Genomic DNA, 13,246 nt, shown 5'->3' on the forward strand with positions numbered 1-13,246 from the left:
AGGCATCAGCCAAACCCCGCTAGGTCGTATTTGAGTTTCGGCGTTCTGAACTTGGATTTGAAACTGGCATATTGGGTGGCCCCGCCCAACGCGGTCCCAGCCATGTCGAACGCGCCGCCTATAAGCGCGCCCTTGCCCGCTTGACGAGAAGCCGCCGCCTGCGCCTGATAGTTCATGCCCTCGATATTGAACCCGCGCACGTTTTCAGCGCCCTGATCGTAGATGCGCCGAGTGTCCTCCCGCGCGAGCATATGGGTATCTGCCGTCAGATCGGCTGCATTGCCGAAATTGGTATCGATCCCGCCCGCTGCCATGGCGACACGCTGCTGGCCTTGCAGGGCGGATACCTTGCGGTAATGGGCCAGCGCAGCGTCGCGGGTATTGTCCGCCTCCTGCCGGGCGGCTTCGCCCGCCAGCTTGGCGTTTTGATCCGCGACCTTCGCCTGATACCCAGCTTGAGCATTGGCCTGGAGCGCCGAGAAGCCCGCGCCTGCGGTAGAGACAACGGTGGACGCAATCATGAGCGTTCCGATAGTTGCTGGGTCGCACATAGAATGCCTTTCATAGATCGTCGGAACGACGATAGGGCTGAACCGAATCTGTTTGAATCGACACCCCGTCACCCCTCGACGAGCGATTTCAGATGGTCGCGGAAGCGGCCCAGCTCCCCTCGAAGGCGCTCATTCTCTTTGATCGTTCCGACCGTATAGCCCCCGTGTTTCAGCGCCCTTTGGTTGCCCATCGGGGCACCCGGAGACCTCCCGCCGTGCAGCCGACAGCGCGCCTTCCCTTTCAAGGCCCGTGAGCGACACGCCGCACCCTTGCGCGTCTTCGCTAAGCAGAGGCGCGCAGCAGACGGCGTTGTGCAGGTGGTGTCCATCTTTGCCCCCTTGATGAATATGCTCAGCGACGACCGCTTGGCCGCCCCGGTTATCGATGTGGATGTGACGGACTTCCTGCACGCCGTTGCGCCGGAGCTTTGCGAGTGCCTCAGTCTGGGCAACGAACGTCCGCATGAATTTGTTGGCCAGGTTGCCCAGCACAATGGACTGGTCGATGAAGTTCACCCTCTCCATGCGCCCAAGCGTCTCAGTTGCCGCATGGTTCGCCATGGCCATTTGCGTGAGTAGTGCTGCCTCAGCCTCGTTACGGGCCTCCATCCCCTCTATGAAGCTGAGGGCCGCGTTCACTTCACCTTCGGGATTTTCCTTGGAATCGCGAAAGTAGCGAAACATCTTGAGGACCTGCCGATTGGCAAAAGCTGGGGAACTGGTTCCGAAAATCTTGGTGAGGCGGAGATCGGTGAACATGCTGCTTTCGCTCGAATGAGAGCCGATCATCAGCTTCCCGCCGTCGTTATCGATTTTGACCAACAGGCGGGGGCCTCGATCCTCGTAAGCTATGAGATCGTCCACTGCGGCAGATTTGTCGGCAGCGTTGAGGTCGTCATAGCCATCCATTCCCGCAAGAATCTCACGGGCAACATTTCGGCGGTGTTCTTCGTCCACTGATTTCGCCTTTCGATTGAGTGGGGTCTTTTCCAGAGCGCGCGCCATGGTCATGCAGCACCCCCCGGCGCGCAGTCGTTCCAGCCGCTGATGTCACCATTGGCATTAAGGCCGCCGTCGTCAGAGAGGTCTGCCGCACCACGATTTTGCAGCACCTGATTTTCTATGCCTGCCGCACTGCCGCACCACCCCTCCCCTACAGGGGGGAGGGTGGTGGTGCTGCACTCTGTGCGCTTCACCGCCGCACCGTGCCGCGCCGCACATTTTTCAAGTGCGGCAGATGTATGCTGCAACCAATTGCCGACCTCGATCCACTTCCGCTTTTCACGGTTGCCGTCCGACTTCTCGACTATCTTGAGCGCCCCCTCCTTCAGCCAGCCGGAAAGCAACTGCTTGATGCGCGCCTTATCGGTCCTGGCATTCACATCGAGATCGAGAACCTGCGCGACTGCCTTGCCCGCCCAGTCCGCAGCCTGGGCATTTTCCCGAAAATCTCCTGCATCGATGATCTGCTGAACCCGCAGCAGGTGCCCCGGCTTCACGTCATCAAACGGATCGGGCACCTTCCACGGCTCGACAACGCCAATGCTGTCGCCAGGTGCGTGCCCGTCCATGGGGCCATTGCCCAAATCTACCGATACCAACTTATACCAGTCCGCCTTTTCGGCTGGCGCACGGTTGGCCTTGTCGTCTGCCACGCTGATGTACCGACGCCGGTCTTCCTGCGGGATGCCCAGCCGTTCAGCCTGTTCCGGCTCCATGCGGTTGATGACCAACGTCGAGCGCGACGCATTGATGAGCGCCACCGCGCCGCGCGCCGACAGCGCTGTGACCTCGCCAGCACCCGCCTTGCTAGTGTGGTGGACAAGCACGATGACGCAGTTCGCCGCCTTCGCGACCCGTCCCCATGCTTTAGCAATCTTGTCGATCTTGGTGTTCGCGTTCTCTTCTGCCTCATGGCTGGAGACGAAAGGATCTACTACCAGCACGTCGATCTTGCGCCGGAGCAGTTCGGCGGTAAGCGCCTCATAGACTGGGAGCAGAAGGCGGAACCCGTTGTCATCCTCTACTGCGGTGCAGAGGGTCGATCCTTCCATCCCGCTATCCACAAACAGCCGCCCCTCGACCTCGACCGGCTCAACGGCATAATGCTTTGCCGCCGCCTGTATCGACCGGGACAATTCGTCCAGATCATCTTCCAGGTTCCACAGCCAGACGCGCTTAGGTCCGTCCCAGACCGTCTTCCCGAGCAGCGACCGCCCCGACGCCAGGGCGAGAGCCGTACCCGCCAACATGGTGGACTTGCCGACGCCACCCGGCGCGACGACGCACGCGATCGTGCCGCGCAGGAACCAACGACCATAGGCCCATGGCCGAGGTGGGATGCTGGACGGATCGCGCCAGACGTAGGGCGTCGCGGTGATTGCATCGCTGTTGGCCGGAATAGGGCGCGCGGCCTTGATCGCCGCCCTGATGACATTGTCGCCCATATCTTTGCCGACATCCGCGAAGTCCCGCGCCTCCTGTTCGGTCATGCCGCCACCCCGCGAGGCGGCAATGCCACCCGACCACCGACAGCCGCCGCAGCCGCATAGGCAGCCTCCATGCCGAGATTTTTCCGAATGTTCGGATTGTCGATCAGGTGCGGGTCGTCATCGGCCAGGGCGATAATGTCGGAATCGGGATAGAGCGACCGGCAGGCGGTTGCCGTACGAACCATGTTGGCGGACGAGAAGGAAACCGCCACTGCCTCACCGGTGGCCCGACGCACCACGGCACAGGTCCCGTAGCCTTCGCCGATGCAGATAACGCCCTGCGGCTCGCCAATGACGCAGAACAGGCCTCGTTGCCGCCCGCCCTTGGCAAAGCGCTTCGTGCCGTCTGGCGCGATCCGCTGGAGATTCCAGAGCTTGCCGGCTTCATCACTCATCGGCACCAGTAGCAGGTTGCCGCGCTGGCGCAGGCCTTCGCCGTCGATGCCCTTGGCGACAAGATAGCCGTGACACGGATTGACCGGCCCGGCCCGCTCCCATTCCTGCTCGACTGCCTGCGCAGCCTGAACCTGCAAGCGAATGCGGTCTGCGGCCCGCGCTTCCTGTTCCTCTCGGATTGCGGCCGACCGTTCGCTCCGCTGCGCAGGCGAAAGCTGCTCCGCCACGCCCGCGCACCATTTCTGGGATAGGCCCAGTCTGTAGTTACCGAAGGCACCAGCGGGCACGCCGTCCAGATGCAGGATTGCCCAGCCGTTGAGCTTGCCGGGCTTGTCGCCCTCACATCGGAAGCGAAGCAGATCAGGGCCGAGCCGCGACAGAATGCCCTCGACGGGCTTCATGCCAACAGCTTCCATTGCAGACAGGAAGGCGAGCCGTGTGTCAGATTCCGACATGGGCGCTGATTTGGCCGGACTTGCCACGCGATGCTGGGGGAAGGAGTTTGTGACCATCATTCCGACCCCTCCGTTTTATCAATGACCGGCCAGCCATGGGCAGCATGGCGAGCATCTGCACACGCCCTAGCCTCGCCAAAGGTGCGGAATTCCAGGCTGGGCCACGCGATCGACCGCGGTTCGAACGTGACGACATAGCGTCCGCCAAACACGCACGCGCCGATGGTGATAGTGCGATCTTCCGTCATGCTGCACCGCCAGTCGGGTCAAAGGCAGGGCCCAGGATGTCGTCGAGCGAGGGTCGCGTGAATTGGACAGGCCCGGCGTAGAGTTCGCGCAGAATGGCGCGCTCACGGGCTGCACGACGCTCGCGCGCAGCACGCCAATGAGATTGGTCCAAGATGCGCGCAGTCATGCCGCACCTCGTTCAGCGAGAGGGGGCAGGCCGTGCTTGTCCAGCAGGATGCGAAGCCACTCATCCTGCTTCTCGGTCAGCGGGTTAAGGTCGAAGGCGATCCCGCCCAGGAATTGGCCTTCCTTCGGGCGAAGGTTTGCGCCGCTGACGATCACGGCCATGGCGGCTTCGCGATGGGTGGCGAACATCAGCGCACCTCCCCCACGACAACCCAGACGATCGCCTTCTTGCCGTTCGCATTCAGGCGACGCTGGCGAGAATCCCGGATGCGACCCTTGGCCCGAAGCTCCGACGTGCGCGGCTGAACGGAACCACGATCAATGCGCAGTGCGTCGGCCAGTTCGTTAGTTGTAAGGCCGCGAGACGCTGCGTCTGCAATGGCACGAAGCACCTTCGCCTGAAGATAGCTGAGCGAAGAAGTGAGGGACGCCGCAGCCGCCGCGCTGGTGTCGACCCCACGGTGGCCGGGGACAGATGGATAGTCGTGATCGTGCATCATGCGGGCTCTCCCCAGATCAGGCTGGAAATGAGATCAGCGCGTGGACCAATCAGACCAAGAGGCATCAGCCGTTGAAGGCGGACGGCGGCAATGCTATCCTCTACACCGCTGCTGATGAGCAAATTCGTGGAGGGTTGGACTGTGGCGGTCCGGCCCTTCCGCGTCTTACGGGCGACAGCCCCTGCTGCTGTGAACATGATCGATCACGCCGCTTCCAGCAGTGCGCGAATACTGGCAGTTTTTACCAAGGTGCGACGGCCGATCTTGACCGTGTCCAGTTTCCCTTGGCCGATCAACTCATAGATCTTGGTGTGACCGAGGCCGGTCACTTTCTTGGCGTCGTCGATGGTGAGAGTTAAAGGTTCCATCTCGTCCTCCGTGGCAGCGAATGGCGGTCATTCGCGAATGAGGACGAACGTGGGCGGAGTTCAGAATTTAATTGAGGGTGAAGAAAAAGGCTAAAATCGAATGGTAGATACCACGATCGGCAAGTACCGCCTTGTGAGGGGGGCATCGGTCCCTAAACAGACCAGCGCTTCGCTTAATTTTTCGATTTTCAACCGTGCCCGGAGGCGACGCACATGGCGCTCGTCGCTGCCTCTATGCCCTGCAATATGACGCGCAAGCGCTGATCCATTGTATTTTGGAGGGCCCTTCTTTCGGCGCGTAAGAAGTACGATCTTCTTCACCACTGGTTTCAGGTGTGCGGGCGTCGTTAGCACGGGGATAGAGCGTTGCATTTCCTCAATGCACTCACGAGATAGGCTGTAGAGGGAGACGACAGTACGTGGTCGCCCCTTAGAAGCCGGCTCCAATGCAGCGGCCAAGGCGTGCAGTCGTTGGTAGCGAGCCGACATTTGTAGAGAGACCTGTTCATCAGTGAGACCTGCGCGACCTAGCGCTGTAGGCTCCTGCAAGACCGCACGCCGCAAGAGCCCTGCAACAGCGAACGCTCTGTGCTGGGCAAGCCGTATTTGGACTGTCCCCCGTGGTCTCGTCATTCACCCACGCCCCTTCGTCGGGAAGTTCAAGATCGCCGCACCGGCGCGCAACTGGTCGAGATGATCCGACCACCATTGCGCCATCTCGACTCGCTCTTTCCAGTGTGCGCCGCGATGGTATGCGGCGCGGACATTATCGCTGTCCTGATGCGCCAATGCCCGCTCAATGGCGTCCGAATGCCATTTCCCGCTCTCATTGAGCAGGGTTGATGCCATGGCGCGGAAACCGTGCGCAGTCATCTCGTCGCCGGTGAAGCCTAGCCGCCGGAGCGCCGCGTTGACGGTATTTTCCGACATGGGACGGGCGGTGGAACGGATCGATGGGAAAACCAGCCCGAGCCTGCCGCCAGTCAATTCGTGCAACTCGTTCAATAGGGCGAGCGCCTGGCGGGAGAGGGGTACGTGATGCGGCTTGCGCATCTTCATCTTTTCGGCCGGGATCGTCCAAACAGCGCCCTCAATGTCGATCTCCTTCCACATGGCCGAACGTAATTCACCGGGGCGCACGAAAACATGCGGCGAGAGCTTCAAGGCATAGAGGGTGACATGGTTGCCATCGTAGCCATCGATCGCGCGCAGCAGTTCGCCCACCTTCACCGGGTCGATGATCGCGCCATGGTGTTTGGGCTTCGGCGCGATCAGCGCGCCCTTGAGATCGCGGGTGGGGTCAGATGTCAGCCGAGTCGTGGCGACCGCATAACGAAAGACCTGGCTGGCGAATTGGAGCATCCGTCGCGCTGTTTCCAGATTGCCCTTGCCCTCAACCCGCTTGAGAACAGGTATCAGATCGGCTGGCATAATCTCGGCCACTGGCATCCGTCCGATCGCGGGGCTCAGGTTGCCCAGCAGATATTCGGCTTTGGCCAGCGTGTTTTCCGCCCAGCCTTCCTTGGTCCGCTTGTTGATGAACTCAGCGGCGACCGTGGCAAAGGTGTTATCGGCGGAGATGCGATCCTGAACCTTCTTCCGCACCTTCTCGACACCGGGGTCTTTGCCTATGGCGATCAGCTCACGGGCCTTGTCGCGGCCCTTGCGTGCATCCCCAAGACTGACTTCGGGATAGGTGCCCAGACCCAGCTTTTTCTCCTTGCCATCGACACGGTATTTGAGCCGCCAGAGCTTTCCGCCGCTCGGCTGGACCAACAAAAAAAGCCCACCGGCGTCACCCATTTTATAGGGCTTATCCTTGGGCTTGGCATTTTTGATTGCCGTGTCGGTCAACGCCATCGTGGGGGCCATTTCCATGTCGCCAGGGGCCACGCAGAAAGTGGACCCCAATCTGGCCCCCAAAATCTCCGGCTGTCAGCGAATAACAGCGAATGCCAGCGAAGGAGCCGCCGCTGAATATGGCTGATTTGCTGGGTTTGTAAACCCGTCAGCGAATGATGGCGAAGGGGAATGTGGTGCCCGGAGACGGATTCGAACCGCCGACACAGCGATTTTCAATCGCTTGCTCTACCAACTGAGCTATCCAGGCACAGCCAACTGCGGATGGCTCCGCCCGATGGAAGCGTGCCTATAGTCGTCAATCTGCGTCGCTGTCTAGCCCATAATCGCTGCTTTTTTGCATCCCTTCTTCCGCTGGCGGACCGGGTACGCGATAGCCCTCGCCCAGCCATTGCAACAGGTCGCGGTCGCGGCAGGCGGGGCTGCAAAAGGGGCGGGTTTCCGGCTTTGCGGGCTGGCGACAGACCGGGCAGGCAGCCGCTTTAGGCGACATGGCCCGCCCCCAGCGCCAGCGTCGCGTCGGCCGTCAGGGTGATGGCCCCGCCGCGCCGCTTGGCCAGTTGTTCGATCCAGTCGCTCTTGCGATAGAGCAGGTCGATGATCGCGGGTGCGGCCGTCAGCGTCGCCGGGCCACCATTGCCGTGCCGCTCCGCCCGGCGCAGCAGCGCCAGCGCTGCCGTTTCGACCGGATCGGCGCGCAGCAGTTCGATGAGGTTGGCCCGCTCGCGCTTGCGGATGATCTGGAGGAAGCCGAAGCCGTTGACCGCAGTGCGCTCGAAGGGAAGCGGCAGATATTTGTCGATCTGCGCCGCCGCGATCATCCGCTCATCCTTGTTGTTCATCGTCGGAAGATCAATGCCGATCGATCCCGACAGCCCCATGCGGCGAATCGTTTGCGCCGCGATCTTGGCACCCTTCGGCCCCAACTGCGCAGGCGGCAGCGATCCGTCCACGTCGATCAGCAGCATGGCGGGCGTGACATAAAGGCGCAGAGCCGCGGCTTCGGTGCCGACATCGCCGCTGATCGCCTCTTCCATCAATTCGGTCCAGCCGACCGCCTCCAGCCGATCCTCCTCATGCGCGGGGCAGGGGACGACCGGGGTACCGGTGGCGCGCAGCCGTTGCAGCAGGCTTGGCCCGGCATGGGGCTTGCTGCCCGGCTGGGCGATGCGGCCCTTGGCGCGCTTGGGGCGACCCTCTTCGGGAATCGCTTCGCGCAATATTTCGACCAGCACGGTCGATCCTTCGGACGTGCGTGGCGGCAGCGGCTCGATCAGCACTTCTTCCTGGCTGATCAACCGCACGACGCCGCGCTTCTTGGGGATCAGCGTCTGGGTCAGGCGACCCTGCGCAACGGCACCTGCGCGCACGCCGCCGGTCTCGCGCTCGATCAGCGCCTCGACCAGGCGGCCTTTTTCCACCAGCGCGGCGCGGGCCTCGCCAATGCCTTCTTCATAAAGCCATTCGGCCATGTCAGTTCCTAATCGATTGCATAGCCCGCCGCCTTCAACAGCGTGCGGGTTTCATAAAGCGGCAGGCCCATGATTGCGCTGTGGCTGCCCTGAATTGCGCGGATCAGGCCTGCGGCCCGCCCCTGTATGGCATAGCCACCCGCCTTGCCCCGCCATTCGTCGCTGGCCATATAGCGGTCGATCTCGCTTCGCTCCAGCGGCTTGAAGGTGACGATATTGGTGGACAGGCGATGCCGCGCCTTGCCTGCGGCGTCGATCAGCGTGATCGCGCTCAGCACGCGATGCCGCCGCCCCGACAGCAAAGTGAGGCAGGTGCGCGCTTCCTCCTCCCTCTCCGCCTTGGGCAATATACGCCGACCCGCCGCGACGACCGTATCGCCCGACAGGATCAGTGCGCCCGGATGGCGCGCCGCGACGATCGCCGCCTTGTCCGCCGCGACCCGCGCGGCATAGACGGACGGCAATTCGCCCTTACGCGGGGTCTCATCGCAATCGGCCGGGTCCACGGCATCGGGCGCAACGCCGATCTGTCCCAGCAGCGCCAGGCGCCGGGGGGAAGCGGAAGCAAGAATGAGCCGCATCGGGCCTGACACCCGGTGGCTTATTTGAAGCGGTAAGTGATCCGACCCTTGGTCAGGTCGTAGGGCGTCAGTTCGACCAGCACCTCGTCCCCCACGAGGACGCGGATGCGATTCTTGCGCATTTTACCAGCGGTATGGCCGAGGATCTCATGATCATTCTCAAGCCGGACGCGGAACATGGCGTTGGGGAGAAGCTCCACAACCTGTCCGCGCATTTCAAGCAGTTCTTCTTTGGCCATAATATCCCGAATTCAAAAAATCGCGCCGCCATAGCGCCAATTCATCCAAAATGAAAGGCGGCTTCATGCGCTGAAATGATCGCCCGCTGCGACGAGCGCGGCAAAGACGCAATCAAGCTGCTGCGCGTCGATGCAATACGGCGGCATCAGATAGATGGTGTTGCCCAATGGCCGCAGCAAGAGGCCGTGTTGCAGGAAGAAGGCGCGCAGCCGCGGCGCGAGATCGGACAGATAGCCTGCGTCTGGCGTGACGATGTCGATCGCCGCGATCGTGCCCAGCTGGCGCGGATGGGCGAAGGCGGGGTGCTGCGCCAGTGTTGCGAGTCGCGTTGCAATCCCATCGGCCAATGCGGCGATTCGCCCGCGCACATCCTCTTCGCGCCAGATGGCGAGATTCGCGACCGCTGCGGCGCAGGCGATGGCGTTGGCGGTGTAGCTGGACGAATGGTAGAAGAGCCGGGCGCGATCGGTCGATCGGTGCGCCTCGAAAATGCGCGCCGTCGCCAGCGTTGCGGCCAGCGGGATCGCGCCGCCGGTGATCCCTTTGGCCACGGCCATGATGTCCGGCACAACGCCCGCCTGCTCGCAGGCGAACAGCGTGCCGGTGCGGCCCCAGCCGGTCATCACTTCGTCGGCGATGAACAGCACGTCATGGCGTCGGCAGATCGCCGCCATCTCGCGCAGCACATGCGGCGGATAGAGCAGCATCCCGCCCGCGCCCAGGATCAGCGGCTCGACGATGAAGGCAGCAGGTTTCTCGCGACAGGCGGCGTCCAGCGCGTCGAGGCAGGCCTGCTCCCGCCCCGGCGCGGGGAAGGGGATAGTGCCGACATCGAACAAGAGCGGCGACCAGGCGGCATTATAGACGCCGCGCTCGCCCACCGACATCGTGCCGATCGTGTCACCATGATAGCCATGTTCCAGCACGAGGATGCGGCTGCGTGGCTCCGCCAGCCCGTCGAGTGCCAGATTATGCCAGTAACCCAGCGCCATTTTGAGCGCGACCTCTACCGCCGTCGATCCGCTGTCGGAGAAAAAGACGTGGGCAAGCGTGTCGCAGTCCGGCGCATGGGGCGCGATCTCGATCAGCCCGCGCGCCACCGTTTCGGCCGGTTCATGGGTGTAACCGGCAAAGATCAGCTGATCGAGCTGCACCGCCTGCTGCGCAATGGCGGCGGCGATGCGCGGATGACAATGGCCATGCGTCGTCACCCACCAGCTGGAAATCCCGTCGATCAGCGTGTTCCCATCAGCCAGATGCAGCAACGCCCCCTCCGCGCGCACGACATGGGGGATCGGCTCGTTCAGGCCATGCTGGGTGAAAGGGTGCCAGACGGGGGAGGTCATGGGGCGGCTTTATCGGGTTGGCGGCAATTGACAAGGCAAGGCTGAAACCGCCATGATTCCGCCAAGGGGAGTCAAGCCGGGGGGCACATGCGGGGATTTTTCAAGAGCTTGGTGACGGTCGCGTTGCTGGCGACGGCTTTGCCGACGGCGGCGCAGGAAAAGACCGGCAACAAGCCCGGCTTTACCCTGACCCCCGGCACGGCACGGATCGTGCTGATGCGTCCGTCGATCCGGGTCGGCGAACAATCGACCGGCGGCATGTTCGAGCCGAACGCGGACTGGACGCTTCAGGCGCGCGATATGCTGGGCCGCGCGATCGGGTCGGTGCAGGGGCAGTTGGGCAACAGCGTCGTCGATCTGGTCGAGCCTGTCGGCGCGGACGCCAGCGCGCTGGCTGAATATCAGGCATTGTTCACGACGTTGGCAGACAGCGTGATCGTCTATCAATTCTTCCCCGGCAACCGCCTGCCCACCAAGAAGCGCAAGGGCCAGTTCAGCTGGACGCTGGGACCGGGCGTTGCCAGCCTGCCGGGGCTGAAGGGGGCCGACTATGCATTGTTCGTGACGACAGACGATCAGTTTGGATCTGCTGGCCGGAAAGCTGTGCAACTGCTGGCGGCCCTGGGCGGTGTTGGCATAACATCGGGCGTGCATAAGGGTTTCGCCGGACTGGTCGATATCAAGACCGGCGATCTGGTGTGGCTGAACGCGGACCTGCAAATGGGTGGTGATGTGCGGACCGAAGAAGGCGCGCAAAAACGGGTCGCGCAGTTGTTCGAGGGCTTTCCGGGGCGACCCGTCGCGTCAGCGGCAGGGCAATGAAGCGGCTTGCCGTCCTGTCGGGAATAGCTTTTGCGCTGACCGCCGCTGCGCCACTTCCGCCCTATACGCCCGCCTATGAACCGACCGGCGTGGATGAGCGCGGCATGTGGATGCAGGCGGACGAAGCCGAACGGCAGATGCGCGATTCGCCCTTCGTCCTGCGCGACCCGGCGCTCAACGCCTATGTGCGGGGGATATTGTGCCGGACAGTGGGGCAGGACCGTTGCCAGTCGACCCGGCTTTATATCCAGCGTTTGCCTATCTTCAACGCCACCATGTATCCAAACGGGATGATGACAGTCTGGTCTGGCCTGTTGCTGCGTGTGCGCAATGAGGCGGAACTGGGCGCGGTGCTGGGCCATGAATTTGGCCATTTCGAGCAACGCCATACGCTGGAAGGGTTCAAGCGGGCGCGGGGTCTGGGTGATTTATTGACCTGGACGGCCTTGCTGTCACCCACGCTCTATTCGTCGATGGCGACCAGCGTGATCGGCGGCTTCTATTCATTCAGTCGCGGGCAGGAAACCGAAGCCGACCTGCTTGGCCTTGCCTATCTGGCGCAGTCACCTTACCCCGCCGCTAGCGCTACGCCGGTCTGGGAACGGCTGATGGCGGAGGCGGACGCGACCGCCGCCGGGCGCAAGCGCAAGGTCAAGACGCATCGCTACAGTGCCGGTTTCTTCGCCAGCCACCCGACCGAACTGACCCGCGCCACCTATTTGCGCGACGCGGCGGCCAAGGCGAATGATCCCGGTGATCCGGCCGCAGCGGCCTATCGCGCGGCGCTGGCTCCGTTCATAGCGGACTTTCTGACCGATCAGATCAAGCTCAACGATTTTGGCGGCACCGATTATCTGCTGGCGCAACTGGCGGCGGATGGCTGGACGCCGGACCTGCTCTATGCCCGTGCCGAACTCTATCGCCAGCGGGGTAATCCGCGCGATCTGGCGAGCGCGGCGCAATTTTATCAGCAAGCGATCGACGGCGGTTTTGCTGGGGCGGAAGCGCAGCGCGGGTTGGGCCTGTCGCTGCTGCGGAGCCAGCAACTGGAAGCGGGCAAGGCGGCGTTGCGGCGCTATCTAGACGCCAAGCCGGGTGCGCCCGATGCTGCGATGATCGGGGCGCTGGTCGGACAATGAAGGGGATGGGGATGATCAGGATGATGGGCGCGACGGTCGCGCTGCTGGTGGCCGCGTCGCCGGTGCAGGCGGGTAACAGCCTGATCGCGCCGGGGGCCAAGATTCTCGTGGCGAAATCGGCGCTGGCCGTGACGCCCGCGAGCGAATGGAACAAGCTGGGCGCGCGGCCGGGGCGTAATTCGGAAAGCTGGACGCTGGATGGCGATGGCCTGAATGAGATCACCTTCTATGGCGGCATTCCCGACGGTCGCACGCTGTTTCGCGAGGTGGACAAGCGTAATCGGCCGTTGCCCAAAGTATCGGGGACGATGCTGATCACCGACATCCCGGCCTTGTTGGAAAGCAGCTACCGGATCGCACTCAATACGCCGCTGATGAGCATCGACAGTGTCGAACCGGCGCGCTTTGCGGGCGCGGCGGGGGTGCGCTTCACCTACAGCTATACGCGGCCCGATAGCGAAGTCCGGCGGCTGGGCGAGGCGCGTGCGGCGATGATTGGCGGGCTGCTCTACATGACCACCTATGAAGCGCCTGCGCTCTATTATTTCGAGCGTGACCTGACAGCCTTCCGCCAGATCGCGGACAGCGCCGCGCTGTAAGTTAAGGGGCG

General features: G+C 62.8%; 19 protein-coding genes and 1 tRNA gene. 5 read left to right on the forward strand and 15 right to left on the reverse strand.

What is annotated here, in order from left to right; all coding sequences use genetic code 11:
- Positions 1–5: 5 nt before the first annotated feature.
- Both KRZ98_RS14905 and KRZ98_RS24605 read right to left on the reverse strand, forming a co-directional pair.
- A complete protein-coding gene (locus tag KRZ98_RS14905; protein ID WP_254798451.1) occupies positions 6–521 on the reverse strand; it encodes a hypothetical protein in 516 nt (171 codons plus the stop codon).
- 98 nt (positions 522–619) lie between these two features.
- Positions 620–880, reverse strand: coding sequence for an HGGxSTG domain-containing protein (locus KRZ98_RS24605; protein ID WP_368389829.1), 261 nt, complete (start codon positions 878–880; stop codon positions 620–622).
- A 13-nt stretch (positions 881–893) separates the two neighbouring features.
- Here KRZ98_RS24605 and KRZ98_RS24610 point away from each other — a divergent pair, with 13 nt between their 5' ends.
- Positions 894–1,130 (forward strand): hypothetical protein, encoded by a 237-nt coding sequence (locus KRZ98_RS24610; protein ID WP_368389830.1) that lies wholly within the window; start codon positions 894–896, stop codon positions 1,128–1,130.
- Between the two features lie 195 nt (positions 1,131–1,325).
- Positions 1,326–1,511 (forward strand): hypothetical protein, encoded by a 186-nt coding sequence (locus tag KRZ98_RS24615; protein WP_368389831.1) that lies wholly within the window; start codon positions 1,326–1,328, stop codon positions 1,509–1,511.
- A 47-nt stretch (positions 1,512–1,558) separates the two neighbouring features.
- Here KRZ98_RS24615 and KRZ98_RS14915 read toward each other — a convergent pair whose 3' ends face one another.
- From KRZ98_RS14915 to KRZ98_RS14975, 13 genes are all read right to left on the reverse strand, one after another.
- A complete protein-coding gene (locus tag KRZ98_RS14915) occupies positions 1,559–3,043 on the reverse strand; it encodes an AAA family ATPase (RefSeq protein WP_217674246.1) in 1,485 nt (494 codons plus the stop codon).
- Entirely contained in the window at positions 3,040–3,894 is an 855-nt protein-coding gene (locus KRZ98_RS14920; RefSeq protein ID WP_217674247.1) for a hypothetical protein, read from the reverse strand. Before KRZ98_RS14920 ends, KRZ98_RS14915 begins: the two co-directional genes overlap by 4 nt.
- Positions 3,895–3,950: 56 nt before the next feature.
- Entirely contained in the window at positions 3,951–4,142 is a 192-nt protein-coding gene (locus tag KRZ98_RS14925) for a hypothetical protein (protein WP_217674248.1), read from the reverse strand.
- A 163-nt stretch (positions 4,143–4,305) separates the two neighbouring features.
- Entirely contained in the window at positions 4,306–4,497 is a 192-nt protein-coding gene (locus KRZ98_RS14930; protein ID WP_217674249.1) for a hypothetical protein, read from the reverse strand.
- A complete protein-coding gene (locus tag KRZ98_RS14935; RefSeq protein WP_254798453.1) occupies positions 4,497–4,808 on the reverse strand; it encodes a hypothetical protein in 312 nt (103 codons plus the stop codon). Before KRZ98_RS14935 ends, KRZ98_RS14930 begins: the two co-directional genes overlap by 1 nt.
- A gap of 203 nt (positions 4,809–5,011) precedes the next feature.
- Entirely contained in the window at positions 5,012–5,176 is a 165-nt protein-coding gene (locus tag KRZ98_RS14940; protein WP_254798455.1) for a helix-turn-helix domain-containing protein, read from the reverse strand.
- A 633-nt stretch (positions 5,177–5,809) separates the two neighbouring features.
- Positions 5,810–7,036: an integrase arm-type DNA-binding domain-containing protein gene (locus tag KRZ98_RS14945; protein ID WP_217674250.1), complete on the reverse strand. Its 1,227-nt coding sequence runs from the start codon at positions 7,034–7,036 to the stop codon at positions 5,810–5,812.
- A 174-nt stretch (positions 7,037–7,210) separates the two neighbouring features.
- Positions 7,211–7,286: transfer RNA gene (locus KRZ98_RS14950), tRNA-Phe, on the reverse strand.
- Between the two features lie 48 nt (positions 7,287–7,334).
- Positions 7,335–7,529: a DNA gyrase inhibitor YacG gene (locus tag KRZ98_RS14955; protein WP_217674251.1), complete on the reverse strand. Its 195-nt coding sequence runs from the start codon at positions 7,527–7,529 to the stop codon at positions 7,335–7,337.
- On the reverse strand, positions 7,519–8,508 hold the full coding sequence (locus KRZ98_RS14960; RefSeq protein WP_217674252.1) for a ribonuclease: 990 nt from the start codon (positions 8,506–8,508) through the stop codon (positions 7,519–7,521). The genes KRZ98_RS14955 and KRZ98_RS14960 overlap by 11 nt, the downstream gene beginning before the upstream one ends.
- 8 nt (positions 8,509–8,516) lie before the next feature.
- Positions 8,517–9,089 (reverse strand): nucleoside triphosphate pyrophosphatase, encoded by a 573-nt coding sequence (locus KRZ98_RS14965; protein WP_217674253.1) that lies wholly within the window; start codon positions 9,087–9,089, stop codon positions 8,517–8,519.
- Between the two features lie 20 nt (positions 9,090–9,109).
- Positions 9,110–9,328: a translation initiation factor IF-1 gene (infA, locus tag KRZ98_RS14970; RefSeq protein ID WP_003049127.1), complete on the reverse strand. Its 219-nt coding sequence runs from the start codon at positions 9,326–9,328 to the stop codon at positions 9,110–9,112.
- A 63-nt stretch (positions 9,329–9,391) separates the two neighbouring features.
- Positions 9,392–10,675 (reverse strand): adenosylmethionine--8-amino-7-oxononanoate transaminase, encoded by a 1,284-nt coding sequence (locus KRZ98_RS14975; RefSeq protein ID WP_217674254.1) that lies wholly within the window; start codon positions 10,673–10,675, stop codon positions 9,392–9,394.
- 87 nt (positions 10,676–10,762) lie between these two features.
- Between KRZ98_RS14975 and KRZ98_RS14980 the strand changes: the two genes are divergently transcribed.
- The 3 genes from KRZ98_RS14980 to KRZ98_RS14990 are packed head-to-tail and all read left to right on the forward strand — an operon-like array spanning position 10,763 to position 13,235.
- A complete protein-coding gene (locus KRZ98_RS14980) occupies positions 10,763–11,497 on the forward strand; it encodes a hypothetical protein (protein WP_217674255.1) in 735 nt (244 codons plus the stop codon).
- The gene (locus KRZ98_RS14985; RefSeq protein ID WP_217674256.1) at positions 11,494–12,636 is read left to right on the forward strand and encodes a M48 family metallopeptidase; all 1,143 of its coding nucleotides are present in this window, start codon (positions 11,494–11,496) and stop codon (positions 12,634–12,636) included. The genes KRZ98_RS14980 and KRZ98_RS14985 overlap by 4 nt, the downstream gene beginning before the upstream one ends.
- An 11-nt stretch (positions 12,637–12,647) precedes the next feature.
- Positions 12,648–13,235: a hypothetical protein gene (locus tag KRZ98_RS14990; protein WP_254798457.1), complete on the forward strand. Its 588-nt coding sequence runs from the start codon at positions 12,648–12,650 to the stop codon at positions 13,233–13,235.
- Positions 13,236–13,246 lie beyond the last annotated feature (11 nt).

Origin of the sequence: Sphingobium sp. AS12, assembly GCF_019097845.1 — a bacterium.
GTDB lineage: Bacteria > Pseudomonadota > Alphaproteobacteria > Sphingomonadales > Sphingomonadaceae > Sphingobium.